Source organism: Arthrobacter sp. NyZ413 (assembly GCF_049390645.1).
Lineage (GTDB): Bacteria > Actinomycetota > Actinomycetes > Actinomycetales > Micrococcaceae > Arthrobacter.
In genome coordinates, this window is sequence record NZ_CP155434.1 from 942,199 (window position 1) to 956,897 (window position 14,699).

Below are 14,699 nucleotides of genomic sequence, written 5' to 3' on the forward strand. Positions count from 1 at the left end.
TTGAGCACGCAGACCACCAGGGGCCGCAGACGCGCGTCCGTGCCTACTGCTGAGCTGCGAACCGCGCACGTTCCGCCGCAAGGCCGCCCTCGGGATTCGCAGCGCGAAGTGCGCCGACGCAAGGGCCCCTTGCGTCAAATGGCCGAGTTTGCCGCAGCCAGCGGAGTGGGCCAAAAGGCTGGCGTGGCCCTCGCGGTCACGGGCCTCGTCCTGACCGTCACGATGCCGGGCACCGGTGCCCTGACTGCTACGTCAGAATCGGGCCAGGCCTCGTCCGCCGTTGGGACGCAGCCCGAGATTCCAGCGTCCGCCAGCGCCACCATCGACTTCAGCCGGGCCGCGGTTTCGACGACGGCGGACCCGGACAGCCGGCTCAAGCAGCTCTTGAGCGCGCAATCGGTCGGCTCAATCCAGGCTTCTTCTTCAAAGGGCACCCTGGGTGCCCCTTTGGACACCTTGGTCGCGTCGTCGCCGTTCGGCTACCGCGTGAATCCCATTACGGGTGCCGTGGGGGAATTCCACCGTGGCCAGGACTTCGTGGCCCAGTGCGGGACCCCCGTGCACGCCGCTGCGGCCGGGAAGGTAACGTTCGCCGGCTGGCACCCTTATGGCGGAGGAAACCGCGTTGTGGTGGATCACGGTAACGGTCTGGAAACGACGTACAACCATTTGTCGGCGTTCAACGTCAAGGTGGGCCAGGCGGTCAGCCGCGGAGACGTCGTCGCCTTGAGCGGAACCACAGGCGCCTCCACCGGTTGCCACCTGCATTTTGAAGTGATGGTCAACGGCGATGTCGTTGACCCAATGGGCTGGCTCTAGCCAATCCGATGGTCGTCTATCGCATGATTGTCACGCTCCGTGACCTGAATGTGACTTTCGCTCCAAACTCCTGTACCGTCTAACTCGCATCAACTTTTAGAGAGTTGATGCACCCGGGTGGATTGCCTAGCTCTGCCACTGCCCGGGTCTCCGTTCGCAAAACATCGTCTGGCAGAGGCGGGGGACCCACTTTTGGTCATCTTCACGGATGGCCTTGGGGTTAAGTCGTGCGCGATTCCGGAAGGAAGAGCGTGCGGCCGGATGACTCCCATCCGAATCCGACAGCTTACCTCGCGGGCATAGGGAGAGGCCTTTCACGTGTCTTCACGCTCTACTCTTGCGCGCCACCGTGCCGCGGTCACTAAGACCAACTCGCTTGCCGTTATCGCAAAGACGGTCGGCAGCAACGCCGGTGGCGTAGGCCGTCAGGCAGCCGTTATCGCGGCTGCGTCCGGACTGGTCCTTACCAGCGGTATCGCAGCAAACGCTGCCGAAACCAACGTCCCCCGCGAATCCACTGCGACCTCCACGCTGGAAGTCCAGTCCGTCGCCCAAGCCAGCATCGCGGCCGACTCCTCGGTTGCCATCAAGTACGAGCGCCCGGTTGTTTCCACCGAAGCCGCTCCTGTCGCCCAGGCTCCGGTAGCCGTCCAGGAAGCAACTCCCGCGACGCAGACCGACGCTCCGGCCGCCACCACCGGCGGCGTCACGGCAACCCTGGCAGTTTCCACTCCTTCCCCTGCCGCGAAGCTTGCCAGCGGCCAGGGCGCAGCAATTGCCGCCGCTGCCTACGCACAGCTCGGCGTTGCCCAGGACTGCACCGCCCTGGCCACCAACGCACTCGCTGCCGTCGGTATCCACTTCCACGGCTGGCCGGCAGACTACCTTTCCCTTGGCCGCACGGTCAGCGCCGCTGAAGCTCAGCCGGGCGACCTCGTCTACTACCAGAACGGCGGCATGGGCATGGCCCACATCGCTGTCTACGTCGGTAACGGCATGGCTGTCCACGGTGGCTGGAACGGTGGCACCACCGCCCTGTACAGCGTCAACGTTGGTTCGGGCCCGGTCTTCATCCGCGTCGGCGGCTAATCAGTTTTTTACAATGTCCCCGCTGCCTTTCGGCAGCGGGGACATTGTCTTTAATCGCGCCGTCACGGGTTCCCCTCCCCGTGCCCGCCGCATGTCCGGCACGTGAACATTGCCCTACAGTCTTCCGGAACCGGCCTGTGGATTCGTTGATTTGGCAATTGAATGCTTACTCTTGTCATGTCGATCCACAGCCCGTACATGCAGAGGGCAGCCGGCCCTCGCGCCCCTGACGGGTGCGGCCGTGAAGAGGTACGTGCATGCGCACACTCGTTCTGAATGCTGGATATGAACCGCTGGCGGTAGTAACCTTCCGCCGGGCGCTGGTCCTTGTGCTTACGGGAAAAGCGAGCGTAGTGGCCGAAGGCGACGAGCCTGTCGTCGGGCCACAGGAGATTCTCGGACGACCCTCCGTGATTCTTCTCAATCGCTACATCCGCCCAAGGTACAACCGGATCACGGCGGTCACTCGCCGCGGCGTGCTGCGCCGCGACGGACACCGTTGCGCCTATTGCGGGAAAGCAGCCCACACTATTGACCACGTCCACCCCAAATCCAGGGGCGGCGCGGATTCCTGGGAAAACCTCGTGGCGGCGTGCCTGCGGTGCAACAACGCCAAGAGTGACCACACACCGGCCGAGATGGGCTGGAAGCTGAGGTTCACTCCCGCGCCACCCACCGGGACAATCTGGCAAATCAAAGAGCTTGAGAAACCTGCGCCTGCATGGGATCCCTTCCTCTTGCCCGAATCGGCGGCCTGATCCGGAATTGAGGCTGCCTCCCGGGTAATCTGGGCGGGTGGACTTCGATGCGGTGATTTTGGCGGGCGGTAAGTCCTCCCGTCTATGTGGCGTGCCCAAAGCCGAGTTAAGGTACGACGGCGACACACTCCTTGGGCGCGCCCTTTCTGCTGCGCGCGGGGCCGGGAGGGTCGCCGTCGTCGGGCCTGATCCCGGCACCCTGCCGTCGGGAACGCTGACCGCCCGGGAGGATCCGCCGTTCGCCGGTCCCGCTGCCGCGATCGAAGCGGGGTTGCTCGCCTTGGATACGAACGCAGGACGCGGCGCCCCGTGGATCCTCGTGCTGGCTTGCGATATGCCCCATGCCGTCAATGCCGTTCCGGTCCTGCTGGCGGAACTGGCGCGGAATGCCAAGGCTGAAAATGCCAATACCGAATATGCCGGCATCGAAGGGGCCATGGCTGTTTCGCCTGACGGCCGGAAGCAGCCTTTGCTCGGAATCTACCGCTTGTCCGCCCTGCAGCGGGAAGTGCGCGCCGCGGCCGGGCAAGGCGGACTCGCCAACGCGTCGGTCTTCCGCCTGCTTGCTAGTCTTGATCTGCTGGCGATACCGGTCCCGGAGGGCTCCACGGATGACGTGGACACCTGGGACGATGCGGCGGCGCTCGGAGTGAACGGCGACCTGCCGTGAAACTGCTGGACAGGGACTGTGGAGGCGGATCGTGAAGACCCAGGAAGAAACGCTTGAGGAATGGTGCCGTAGCCTGCTGCAAGCATTCGAGCTTGAGAACGTTGAACTCGACATCAACGAGATCCTGTCCCTGGCCGGGGTAGCCGCCCATTCGGTGGTCCGTCCGGCAGCACCGTTGACTACCTTCATTGCCGGCTTGGCCGCCGGCCTTGCCGCGGGTTCGGGCCAGGCAACCCAAACCGCGTCCGTGGACGCCGCGTTGGGACTGGCACGCACGCTCGCCAAGGACTATACCCATGAGGAAACCGACGCCGGATGACGGAAGGCCCCCGGCAAGGCGCGGATCAACCCCGGCCGGATAGCGACAACGAAGATCATGGGCACGGCCACCACGCCGACCATTTGTGGGCGGAAGCCCGGCAACTCGCCTTTGACTGCGCCACGCCCATTCCGTCCGGCCCGGTCGCGCTGAAGGACTCCCTCGGCAGGATCCTCGCGTCCGATGTCCACGCCCTGCAGGATTTGCCGCACTACGCCTCCTCGGCCATGGACGGTTGGGCCGTCAACGGGAGCGGGCCGTGGATCCTTGTTGAGCCGGGCCATCGCTTGGCGCCGCACCAAGCCAGCCCGATCGTCACCGGGGGCCTGGTGCCGCCCGGGGCGAAGGCCGTGCTCCGCAGCGAGAGCGGCATCATGTCCACGGACGACGACGGCCTGCCGGTGCTCGCGCTCGGCGGAACCGCGAAGCCTGGGGATCCGCGCAATGGCCAACACATCCGTAAAGCGGGGGAGGAAGCGGAGGAGGGCGAGCTGCTGATCAAGGCCGGTGTCGTCTTGAACCCGGCCCACCTTGCCTTGGCAGCGTTGGCCGGACGGGACGAGCTCGAAGTCCTCGGCAAGCCGGTCGTCAAGCTCCTTTTGACCGGATCCGAAGTGGTGACCTCGGGCGTCCCGGCCCCCGGCCGCGTGCGCGACACCTACGGGCCCCAACTGGGCGCCGTCGTCGAACTCCTTGGCGGGATCCGCGGCGGACAGGTCAAGGTGGGGGACTCCTACGAGGAATGGCTCGCGGGCCTTGACGAAGGCGAGCCGACAGCCGAAACGCCACCCGCCGACGTCGTTATCACCACGGGCGGTACTGGTAAATCCGGAACGGACCACTTCCGGCGCGCGGTGGCTGAACTGGGAGGCCGGCTGCTGATCGACGGCATCGCGATGCGTCCGGGACACCCGGCGGTCCTGGCCGAACTGCCTGACGGCCGATTTGTCCTGGGCCTTCCGGGCAATCCGCTCGCCGCCATGATGGTCCTTTTCACGGTCGGGGCGCCGCTGCTTGCCGCACTCGGGCACGGAAAACTCGGCGAGGTCGGCGAGGTGCCTTGCGGTGCCACGCTCGACGCCGACCCTCGACGCACGCGGTTGCTTCCATTCCGGTTCGTGTACGGCCTGGCCTCGCCCGCCCAGCATGCCGGTTCCGGCATGATGCGCGGACTGGCCAGCGCCGACGGCGTCATGGTGGTGCCGCCCCACGGGGTGCAGATGGGCGAACTGGTTCCGGCCTTCCCGCTACCCTGGGGACCGCCGCTGCCGCAGCCCAAGGAAGACAAGGCAAAGAAGCCGTCCACAAGGACGGCGCGCAAGGCTCCTTCCGGGCCCGTCGACTGGAGTGCCCTGAGCGGCTGAGCGTCCTTGGATGGACACGGCTGGAATCGGGGCTCAGGCCTTGCAATGATAGTGGAATGAACACGCATGCTTCTCCCCAAGCGTTCCGCAGCCGCGGGAAGGCAGGTACCTGAAATGGGACGCGTGACGCAGCGCCGCAAAATTCATCGCTTCGTCCTGGACGGCTCTCCCCAGGCACTCGAGCATCCGGTGCGTTTCCGCGAGGATTTCCTCGCAGTCGAAGAACCCCTTGAGGTGCGCCTCGGCCACCTGTCCTTCTCTGTGACCATGCGCACCCCGGGCGACGATTTCGACCTCGTGGCGGGTTTCCTCGTCTCGGAGGGCGTTATCTGGGACGCCGAACAGCTCATCTCGCTGCGTTTCTGCGCGGGAGAAGACGAAAACGGCGTCCAGACCTTCAACGTGGTTGAAGCGCAATTACGGCCCGACGTCGTCCTTCCCGAGATCGGACGCAACGTCTACACGTCCAGCTCCTGCGGGATTTGCGGCACGGACTCCATCGAGGCGGTGCGCAAATCATCCCACTTCAACGCGGCGGATGACCCTCTGGCTATCCCGGTAGAGGTCCTCGCTTCGCTTCCGGACCGGCTTCGCGAAGCGCAGGCCGTCTTCGACAAGACCGGCGGCGTGCACGCTGCGGGACTCTTCCGGATGCACGACGACGGCGAACCCGAACTTTTGTGCCTGCGCGAGGACGTGGGACGGCACAACGCCGTGGACAAAGTAGTGGGCTGGGCGCTGCGCGAAGGGTTGCTGCCCCTCCGCGGGACGGTCTTGCAGGTTTCGGGCAGGGCGTCCTTCGAGTTGGTGCAAAAGGCCGCGCTCGCCGGAATTCCGGTGCTCGCAGCAGTCAGTGCGCCGTCGAGCCTCGCGGTGGAACTTGCCCAGGACACGGGCCTCACCTTGGTCGGATTCAGCCGGGGCACCAGTTTGAACGTGTACGCCGGCAGTGACAGGGTGGGCGTCCCGGCGACGCTCTAATGCCTGTTTGGATAGTCGTCGATCACTTGGCTATTGACCGGGAACAACGTAGATTTTATCCATCGATTGGAACCGTTGTTTCCACCGGCCGGTAACCTCGCTTCGCTAGGCTGCCCGCGACGGTAAAGGAAGCCTCCCTACCCAGCCCGGCGCCAAAGGGGACTTGAATTGCACGACGACCGCCTGATTACCGAGAAGCGGCTCGAACGTTTCGTCCGCGAGCGAATCGCCCCTGCCATCTACGGCCGCGCCGTGCCGTTGGAACTGAGCAGCTGGGATGCGCCCGGGGAGCCGGTTCCCGTCTCGGACGCACTCCACCAGGTCTTTGAACCCCAGGAGCATGGCGCCGCATGGGGTAAGGCGTGGGGCACCAAGTGGTTGCGCCTCCGCGGAGAGGTTCCGGAAGGCTGGGGCGCTGCCGAAGGAACAGCCGTGGAAATCGTCGTCGACCTCGGTTTCAGCAACGACGTTCCGGGATTCCAATGCGAGGGCATCGCGTGGCGGGCGGACGGCACCATCATCAAAGCCATCTCTCCACGTAACCGCCATGTTCCCCTGAAGCTGCTCGGCGGTGGCCTTTCCGTGGACTTCTATGTCGAAGCGGCAGCCAATCCCGACGTTGCCCAGGGGTGGACGTTCGCGGCAACACCCCTGGGTGACAAGGCGACCTCCGGGGACGAGCCCAGGTACCGCCTGGGCCTCATCGCCATCGCGGAACTCAACGAGGTTGTCTGGGAGCTCTACCAGGACGTCTGGACCCTCAGCGGGCTCATGCACGAGTTGCCGTTCGACCTTCCCCGGCGGCACGAAATCCTCCGCGCTTTCGAACGCATGCTGGACATCATGGACCCGGACGACGTCGCGGGCACTGCCGCGGCCGGCCGGGAAGCCCTTGCAGAAGTCCTGGGCCGTCCAGCCTACGCGTCGGCGCACGAACTGGTCGCGACGGGCCACGCGCACATCGACTCTGCCTGGTTGTGGCCGGTGCGCGAGACCATCCGCAAGTGCGCGCGGACCTTCTCCAACGTGGTGTCACTGATGGATGAGAACCCGGATTTCGTGTTTTCCTGTTCCTCGGCCCAGCAGTTGGCGTGGATGAAGGAGTTCTATCCGGAACTGTTCGTGCGGATCCGCGAGAAAGCAAAGGCCGGCCAGTTCATGCCGGTGGGCGGCATGTGGGTGGAATCGGACACGAACATGCCAGGCGGCGAAGCCATGGTCCGCCAATTCGTGGAAGGCAAGAGCTTCTTCCTTGAGGAATTCGGGATCGAATGCCAGGAAGCCTGGCTCCCCGATTCCTTCGGATACTCCGGCGCCCTTCCGCAGATCGTCAAGGCCGCAGGCTCCCGCTGGTTCCTTACCCAGAAGATCTCCTGGAACCAGGTCAACCGGATGCCGCACCACACGTTCAATTGGGAAGGCATTGACGGCACGCGGCTCTTCACCCATTTCCCGCCCGTGGACACCTACAACGCTGAGCTCCACGGCCGCGAGCTCGCCCACGCCCAGCGGAACTACCGTGAGCATGGCCGGGGAACCGTTTCGCTTGTGCCGTTCGGCTATGGCGACGGCGGTGGCGGACCTACGCGCGAAATGGTCGCCGCGGCGCGCCGCACGGCCAACCTCGAAGGCTCGCCGAAAGTGCGCATGGGAACCGCGAAAGAGTTCTTCACGCAGGCCGAAGCGGAATATCCCGATCTTCCAGTGTGGGTTGGGGAGATGTACCTCGAACTGCACCGGGGAACATACACGAGCCAAGCCAACACGAAGCAAGGCAACCGCCGCTCGGAGCACCTGTTGCGGGAGGCCGAACTTTGGTGCTCGACGGCGTCAGTGCGCTCGGGCGGTTCCTTCACCTACCCCGTGGAGGAGCTGAAGCGCCTGTGGCGCCTCGTGCTGTTGCAGCAATTCCATGACATCCTGCCGGGCAGCGCCATTGCGTGGGTCCACCAGGATGCCGAACGGAATTACGCGGCGATAGCCCGCGACTTGGAAGCCATCATCGCCGGGGCCGCGTCGGCACTACTCGGCGAAGGGGAGACTGCCTTCCTGCTCAACGCGGCACCGCAGGAGCGCAGCGGGGTGCCGGCCTTGGCAATCGCCGAGCCCGTCCGCGCGGACAACCCCGTGGCTGTCACGGAACGCGCCGGTGGTTACGTCCTGGACAACGGCATCATCCGTGCCGTGATAGATGCGAATGGACTCCTGACGTCCCTCTTGGACCATGCCAGCGGGCGCGAAGCGATTGCCCCCGGGCAGTTCGGCAACCACCTTGAATTGCATCGGGACACTCCCAACGAATGGGATGCCTGGGACATTGACGCGTTCTACCGCAGGAATGTCGTCTCGGTAGTCGAGGCTCGTTCGGTGACGCTTGAGAGCGCCGGGTGGGACGCCGTCGTCGTGGTTGAACGGACGGTGGGATCGTCCACCATCACGCAGCGCATCTCGCTTGAGGCCGGTTCCGAGTCCCTCGGCATTTCCACCACCGTGGATTGGCAAGAGCGCGAGAAGCTGCTGAAGATCGGCTTCCCACTGGATGTCCGCGCGGACCGTTCGGCCTCGGAAACCCAGTTCGGGCACGTGTTCCGGGCAACCCACACCAACACGTCCTGGGAAGCCGCCAAGTTCGAGATCTGCGCCCACCGTTGGATCCACGTAGGGGAGCCGGGATACGGCGTCGCGATTTCGAACGCTTCAAGCTATGGGCATGACGTCACGCGCGCCATCCGCGAGGACGGCGGGACTACGACCAACGTGCGTGTTTCCCTGCTGCGTGCGCCCAAATTCCCGGACCCGCAGGCCGACCTCGGCGTCCACGTCCTCGAACTCGGCATCCGCCCTGGCGCGAGCATCGGTGACGCCGTCGAAGAAGGCTATCGGCGCAACCTCGCACCGAGGATTGTCATGGGTGGGAACCAGACAGAACCGCTATTCACGGTCTTCAACCAGGCGTTGGTCATTGAGGCCGTCAAACTTGCCGAGGATGGTTCAGGGGATGTCATCGTGCGGCTCTACGAATCGCTGGGCGAACGTTCCGAAGGACTCATTACGGCCAACTTCGCCACCCGCGGCGTGCAAGCAGTCGATCTCCTGGAGCGCCCGCTCAAGGCTCCGGGCGTCGTGCCGGGAGACGGTGCGGCAGAGTTGACCCTTCGGCCCTTCCAGTTGGTGACGTTGCGCTTCAGCCGCTGAGAAATGAGGCTCTGAGAAATGAGGCTCTGAGAAATGAGGCTCTGAGAAATGAGGCGGCTGGGAAGTCGGTGCGGGAAATGACCGTGCGGGGAAATGACTGCTTAAAAAGGCTGAGTGGGGGCGGTCCCCAACAGCCCGCCACCACTCATCCCCCCAAATGCGCTCCGGTACGCGCCACAGACCCTTGAAACCCGTTCATTGATTCGAGCGTCAGGCTGCGTCTCCTTCACACATTCATTATTATGGCACGATATAATGGATTTGCGAAAGAGGTTACGCGGTATGTTTTTACCGTTGATCTGAAGGTATCGTGTGGATAGTCCGGCGCGCAATGGTCTTGGACAACCAGATTCCGCCCAAACCGAGGGCGCTCGCCAAGGCAGCCGAGTAGTTGATGAGCGGCCGCAACCACGTATTCGAATCCGGAATGAGCGGAAAGACCTGCGAAACGATCAACAAGGCGAGCCCCGCGAGCAGCATCCCCGAGGCGGCCCGCAGGAGCGCCGGGCCGGAGCTCCGGACTGATCGCCAAATGGCGGGAATGAGGCACGCGGAGACATAGCCCGGATAAGCCCGGCCGAAAGCGGAGTACAGGTCAAGGGCCGGTTCCGGATCCAGGTCTTCCAAGCCAACGGTGGATCCGGAGGTATCCATCGAGAAGAAAAAGACGGCCGTCAGGACCGCCGTGATCGCCAGGACCGCAATTCCCCACGGCCCCCGAACGGCACGTTCCCCGCCTCTTGAACCGAAGGCCCGGGCCACTTTGATGCCCATGAGGAGGAAAGTCCCATAGAGCAGGAAGCGGAGCAGGAGGTTGCACACATTGAAGCCGCCCATGAGCCCGTCCAGGAACTCATACGGGACCTCAAGGCTGAGCAGGATGTCAAGGGAAATGAGTGCGAACAAAACGAACATCATCCGGTTTTCGCCACGCAAGGCGCTGGGAATCCGGATACCGGTCAGGGCCACGCAAACACCAAACGTGGCCCACGCAAGGACATTGGTCATGCGAGGTTGTCCCAGATCCGCTGGGTTCGGTCGAGCTCATGTTCCTGGCGGCGGAGGCTCTTTCCGAAGGCCTGAAGTCGTTCGCCGGCCAGAAGGGCCAGTTCGCCATCGCTCAGCCGGTTCAAGGCGTCCAAGCGTGCACCGGAGGGCCAACCTGCCTCGGCTTCCGTTACGAGCCCGCTCGCCACGAGGCCGCCGGCCGGTCCGACGCCAGCCTCCCGCGACGTCGCCAAGGCAAGCTCGGGAGGCAGCCGGTTGGACGTCAAATAGGCGGAAAAGTTCTGTGGGGCGATCCCGACGGCGTCACTGACCCGGTGCCGCAAGTCGCCGTCGTCGATCGCGTCCACCCAGTTCCGGACGGAACCCGGGTGCGGCGTGCCGGCCAAGTCCAGCGTCCGGGGCCCGTCGGGGTGCTCCGAGCGGTCCACGACGGCGCGGAGCATGTCCATCGTTGAGACCTGGCTGACGAGTTCGGCGTCCGTCGGCGGCACCGGCGTCCCGCGGAGCGCGGCATACGCCTCGAATTGCGCCAGCGCATCGAAGGGATTCACGTCAAAGGCCCGGCTGATGCTGACCAACGACGACTCAGCCACCTTGCCGCGAACCAACTGCTGGGCGAGTGTGGTGCGCTTCACTCCCGAGGAACGGCAGACGTCGGCCGTGCTGGTGTTCGGTGCGATCCCGTGCAACCAGTGTTGGAACGCCTTGGAAGGAAGGGACATGAACCACTTTCTGCTGGACGGCTTCTTTCGCACTGTAATTTTACGATCAGCGCACATTGAATTATGCTTGATTCTCGAACCCGCTGGTCCGCACACCCCCCAAGTCCGGACCAGCGGGTTCTTCCATGCCCGCCCGCCAGGCGGGCAGTGAGAGGATTGACTAATGACTGCAACGCTTGTCGCCAAAGAACTCTCCGGCGGCCACGGTCACCGCACTTTGTTTTCCAAACTGTCCCTCACCGTTGCCCCCGGCGATGTGGTGGGCGTCGTCGGCGCCAATGGTGCCGGAAAATCCACCCTCCTGCGGATCCTCGCCGGAGCCGACCGTCCGCAAGGCGGAACGGTCACCCTCGCGCCCAGCGATGCTTTCGTGGGCTGGTTGCCCCAGGAACACGAACGCACCCCGGGCGAAACGGTCGCCGCCTACATCACCCGCCGTACAGGATGCGCCCAAGCGACTGCCGACATGGAAGAAAGCGCGGAAGGGCTCGCTTCAGGCGCGCCTGGCGCAGACGACGCCTACTCGTTCGCATTCGACCGGTGGATGGCCTCCGGAGCCGCCGACCTTGAGGACAGGATCCCTGCCGTCCTGGCGGAACTCGGGCTCGACGCCGGACCCGAAGCCCTCATGACGGGACTCTCCGGTGGCCAGGCTGCGAGGGTGGCTTTGGCCGCGTTGCTCCTGAGCCGCTTCGACGTCGTCCTCCTCGACGAACCCACGAACGACCTCGACCTGGACGGACTGGCACGGCTTGAGTCCTTCGTCCAAGGCCTGCGCGGCGGTGCGGTGCTGGTCTCCCACGACCGCGAATTCCTGGCTCGTTGCGTCACCAAAGTGCTTGAACTGGACCTTGCGCAGAACAGCGTCGCAGTCTACGACGGCGGCTACGATTCCTTCCTCGAAGAACGCGCCGTGGCAAAGCGCCATGCGCGCGAACGCTACGAAGAATTCGCCAGCACCAAGGCCGACCTCGTTGCCCGTGCGCGGACCCAACGTGAATGGAGCTCGCAGGGCGTCCGCAACGCCATGAGGAAAAACCCGGACAACGACAAGATCCGCCGGGCAGCGAGCACCGAGTCCTCCGAAAAGCAGGCCCAGAAGGTCCGGCAGATGGAATCGCGCATCGCCCGCCTCGAAGAGGTCGAGGAGCCGCGCAAAGAGTGGCAGTTGCAGTTCAGCATCGGCCAGGCTCCCCGGTCGAGTTCCGTCGTCGCAACCTTGCGGGACGTCGTCGCACGCCAAGGCGATTTCACCCTGGGGCCGGTCAACCTGCAACTCAACGCGGGGGAGCGGATCGGAATTACCGGTCCGAACGGAGCAGGAAAGTCCACCCTCCTGCGCCTGCTGCTGGGGACGCAAAAGCCCGACGCCGGCGAGGCTTCAATGGGAGTGTCGGTCGCGATCGGCGAAGTGGACCAAGCGCGGGGACTCCTGGCGGGGCACCTTCCGTTGGCGGACGCCGTCGAAGCCGTTTTGATTGACTGGAGTTCCGCGGATGTCCGCACGCTCCTTGCCAAGTTCGGCCTCAAAGCGGACCACACCTCCCGGACTGTCGACTCGTTGTCCCCGGGCGAGCGCACGCGCGCCGCCCTTGCCCTGCTCCAGGCCCGCGGGGTCAACCTTCTGGTCCTCGACGAACCCACCAACCACCTCGACCTGCCGGCAATCGAGCAGCTTGAGGACGCCTTGGACAGTTACGACGGCGCCCTCTTGCTGGTCACGCATGACCGCCGCCTGCTCGAAAACGTCCGCCTCGATTCCCGATGGAACCTTGAGGACGGCACCGTAACAGAACTGCACCACACTTCCGGAATGGGGAATCACCAGCCATGAGCATGGATGGCGTCGCTTGGCGTTCGCTTTACAACATCAGCCGTGCCAAGAGCGGCTCCCAGCCGTTCTCCCGGGAAACCATCAAGCGCGTCTTGGCTTTTGCCAAGCCGTACCGCAACAAGCTGATCGCGTTCGTGGTTACTTCCATCATGGGCGCGTTCCTCGCGGTTGCCACGCCTGTCCTTGCCGGCCGGGTGGTGGACGCGATCATCGCCCATTCCGCGGCCGGCATCGTGATCGGCCTCGCCGGGCTCATTGCGGCGGTCGCGGTTGCCGACGCCGGGCTGGGACTGCTGACCCGCTGGTTGTCGTCGGTGATCGGTGAAGGCGTGATCGTCGACTTGCGCACGCGGGTTTTCGACCATGTGCAGCGCATGCCCATCGCGTTCTTCACCCGGACCCGCACCGGCGCCCTGGTCAGCAGGCTGAACAACGACGTCATCGGTGCCCAGTCGGCGTTCGCCGGCACGCTTTCCGGCGTGGTGAGCAACTTCGTGTCGTTGGTCCTCACGCTCTTTGTCATGCTGAATACGTCGTGGCTGGTCACGGTGGTGGCCATGGTCTTGCTTCCGGTCTTCCTCATCCCGGCCCGGCGGATGGGTTCGAGGCTCGCGGACCTGCGGCGCGAGGCGGCCACCCACAACGCCGCAATGGGAACCCAGATGACGGAACGCTTCTCGGCGCCGGGCGCCACCTTGGTCAAGTTGTTCGGCCGCCCGGACGAAGAGTCCGCCGAGTTCGCCCTGCGCGCCGGCCGTGTCCGGGACATCGGCGTCCGCACGGCGATGCTGCAATTCACCTTCATCACCGCACTCACCTTGGTCTCGGCCCTCGCTCTCGCGCTCGTTTATGGCTTGGGCGGCTGGCTTGCGCTCGGCGGGCAACTGGCAGCGGGCGACGTCGTCGTGCTGGCGCTGCTCCTGACCCGCCTGTACGCTCCGCTCACCGCGCTGTCCAACGCGCGCATCGAGATCATGAGTGCCCTGGTCAGCTTCGAGCGGGTTTTCGAGATCCTGGACCTCGAGCCGCTCATCCAGGAAAAGCCCGACGCCGTTGCAGTGGCTTCCGGGCCTGTCGCCGTGGAGTTCGACGACGTCCGATTCGGTTACCCGTCCGCGGATAAGGTTTCGCTCGCGTCCCTCGAGGACGTTGCCACTTTGGACACCCGTGGTGGCGAGGAGGTCCTGCACGGCATCAGCTTCAGGGTAGAGCCCGGCCAGACGGTGGCGCTGGTCGGTTCGTCCGGCGCCGGCAAGTCGACGGTGGCCCAGTTGCTTTCCCGGCTCTACGACGTCGATTCCGGCGCGGTACGTCTCGGCGGGCATGGCCCGGGGACCGGCCTGGACATCCGGGACGCGACTTTCGACTCGTTGCGCACCACGCTTGGCATGGTTACCCAGGACGGGCACCTATTCCACGAGAGCATCGCCTCCAACCTGCGGCTCGCGAGCCCGGGAGCGAGCGACGAGGAAATGTGGGACGTGCTTCGGCGTGCGCGGCTCGAGGCCATGGTCCGTTCCTTGCCGGACGGACTGGAGACGGTGGTGGGGGAGCGCGGCTACCGGCTCTCCGGCGGCGAGCGCCAGCGCCTCACGATCGCCCGCTTGCTCATTGCCCAGCCGAGGGTGGTCATCCTCGATGAAGCCACGGCCGCCCTCGATTCCACGAGCGAAGCCGCCGTCCAGGCGGCCCTTGGCGAGGCGCTCGAGGGGCGTACCGCCGTCGTGATTGCCCACCGGCTCTCCACGATCCGTGCCGCGGACGTCATCCTCGTGGTGGAAGACGGCTCGATCATCGAACGCGGAACTCATGCCGAACTCCTTGCCGCGGATGGCCGTTACGCCGAGCTCTACAACACCCAGTTTGCCGAGGCCGCGGCCGTGGCACGGGAAGCTGTTCCTGAGCTGTAACGGCGCCAGGGGCAGGGCGCCGGCGCCAGC

The 14,699-nt window shown here is 64.9% G+C and carries 12 protein-coding genes and 1 riboswitch; of the genes, 10 read left to right on the forward strand and 2 right to left on the reverse strand.

The window, feature by feature from the left end; translation table 11 throughout:
- The 8 genes from ABCW42_RS04585 to ABCW42_RS04620 all read left to right on the forward strand — a co-directional run bounded on the left by ABCW42_RS04585 (position 1) and on the right by ABCW42_RS04620 (position 9,195).
- Positions 1-819 carry a M23 family metallopeptidase gene (locus tag ABCW42_RS04585; protein ID WP_423183745.1) on the forward strand — a complete coding sequence of 273 codons (819 nt, stop codon included), beginning with the start codon at positions 1-3 and terminating at the stop codon, positions 817-819.
- A 145-nt stretch (positions 820-964) separates the two neighbouring features.
- A riboswitch (cyclic di-AMP (ydaO/yuaA leader) is annotated at positions 965-1,133 on the forward strand.
- Between the two features lie 4 nt (positions 1,134-1,137).
- Positions 1,138-1,908, forward strand: coding sequence for an NlpC/P60 family protein (locus ABCW42_RS04590; protein WP_423183746.1), 771 nt, complete (start codon positions 1,138-1,140; stop codon positions 1,906-1,908).
- 257 nt (positions 1,909-2,165) lie between these two features.
- A complete protein-coding gene (locus ABCW42_RS04595) occupies positions 2,166-2,666 on the forward strand; it encodes an HNH endonuclease (RefSeq protein ID WP_423183747.1) in 501 nt (166 codons plus the stop codon).
- A gap of 37 nt (positions 2,667-2,703) precedes the next feature.
- The gene (gene mobA / locus ABCW42_RS04600; RefSeq protein ID WP_423183748.1) at positions 2,704-3,336 is read left to right on the forward strand and encodes a molybdenum cofactor guanylyltransferase; all 633 of its coding nucleotides are present in this window, start codon (positions 2,704-2,706) and stop codon (positions 3,334-3,336) included.
- Between the two features lie 31 nt (positions 3,337-3,367).
- Entirely contained in the window at positions 3,368-3,655 is a 288-nt protein-coding gene (locus ABCW42_RS04605) for a DUF6457 domain-containing protein (protein WP_165962209.1), read from the forward strand.
- On the forward strand, positions 3,652-5,019 hold the full coding sequence (locus ABCW42_RS04610; RefSeq protein ID WP_423183749.1) for a molybdopterin-binding protein: 1,368 nt from the start codon (positions 3,652-3,654) through the stop codon (positions 5,017-5,019). The genes ABCW42_RS04605 and ABCW42_RS04610 overlap by 4 nt, the downstream gene beginning before the upstream one ends.
- Positions 5,020-5,133: 114 nt before the next feature.
- Positions 5,134-6,000: a formate dehydrogenase accessory sulfurtransferase FdhD gene (fdhD, locus tag ABCW42_RS04615; protein ID WP_423184799.1), complete on the forward strand. Its 867-nt coding sequence runs from the start codon at positions 5,134-5,136 to the stop codon at positions 5,998-6,000.
- 168 nt (positions 6,001-6,168) lie between these two features.
- A complete protein-coding gene (locus ABCW42_RS04620) occupies positions 6,169-9,195 on the forward strand; it encodes an alpha-mannosidase (protein WP_423183750.1) in 3,027 nt (1,008 codons plus the stop codon).
- 288 nt (positions 9,196-9,483) lie between these two features.
- Here the strand turns inward: ABCW42_RS04620 and ABCW42_RS04625 are convergent, their stop codons facing one another.
- Positions 9,484-10,203 (reverse strand): hypothetical protein, encoded by a 720-nt coding sequence (locus tag ABCW42_RS04625; RefSeq protein ID WP_423183751.1) that lies wholly within the window; start codon positions 10,201-10,203, stop codon positions 9,484-9,486.
- A complete protein-coding gene (locus ABCW42_RS04630; RefSeq protein WP_423183752.1) occupies positions 10,200-10,925 on the reverse strand; it encodes a hypothetical protein in 726 nt (241 codons plus the stop codon). The genes ABCW42_RS04625 and ABCW42_RS04630 overlap by 4 nt, the downstream gene beginning before the upstream one ends.
- 163 nt (positions 10,926-11,088) lie before the next feature.
- On the opposite strand from ABCW42_RS04630, the gene ABCW42_RS04635 reads away from it, so the two are divergent.
- Both ABCW42_RS04635 and ABCW42_RS04640 read left to right on the forward strand, forming a co-directional pair.
- Complete coding sequence (locus tag ABCW42_RS04635) at positions 11,089-12,759, forward strand: ABC-F family ATP-binding cassette domain-containing protein (RefSeq protein ID WP_423183753.1); 1,671 nt, start codon at positions 11,089-11,091, stop codon at positions 12,757-12,759.
- Positions 12,756-14,669, forward strand: a complete 1,914-nt coding sequence (locus ABCW42_RS04640) for an ABC transporter ATP-binding protein (RefSeq protein ID WP_423183754.1) — start codon at positions 12,756-12,758, stop codon at positions 14,667-14,669. The genes ABCW42_RS04635 and ABCW42_RS04640 overlap by 4 nt, the downstream gene beginning before the upstream one ends.
- The last annotated feature ends 30 nt before the right edge of the window (positions 14,670-14,699 follow it).

Excerpts from the sequence above, each read along its gene's own strand:
- ABCW42_RS04595 (WP_423183747.1), top strand. The coding sequence starts at position 2,166 with ATGCGCACACTCGTTCTGAATGCTGGATATGAACCGCTGGCGGTAGTA.
- ABCW42_RS04610 (WP_423183749.1), top strand. The coding sequence starts at position 3,652 with ATGACGGAAGGCCCCCGGCAAGGCGCGGATCAACCCCGGCCGGATAGC.
- ABCW42_RS04640 (WP_423183754.1), top strand. The coding sequence starts at position 12,756 with ATGAGCATGGATGGCGTCGCTTGGCGTTCGCTTTACAACATCAGCCGT.
- fdhD (WP_423184799.1), top strand. The coding sequence starts at position 5,134 with ATGGGACGCGTGACGCAGCGCCGCAAAATTCATCGCTTCGTCCTGGAC.
- ABCW42_RS04625 (WP_423183751.1), bottom strand. The coding sequence starts at position 10,203 with ATGACCAATGTCCTTGCGTGGGCCACGTTTGGTGTTTGCGTGGCCCTG.
- ABCW42_RS04635 (WP_423183753.1), top strand. The coding sequence starts at position 11,089 with ATGACTGCAACGCTTGTCGCCAAAGAACTCTCCGGCGGCCACGGTCAC.
- ABCW42_RS04630 (WP_423183752.1), bottom strand. The coding sequence starts at position 10,925 with ATGTCCCTTCCTTCCAAGGCGTTCCAACACTGGTTGCACGGGATCGCA.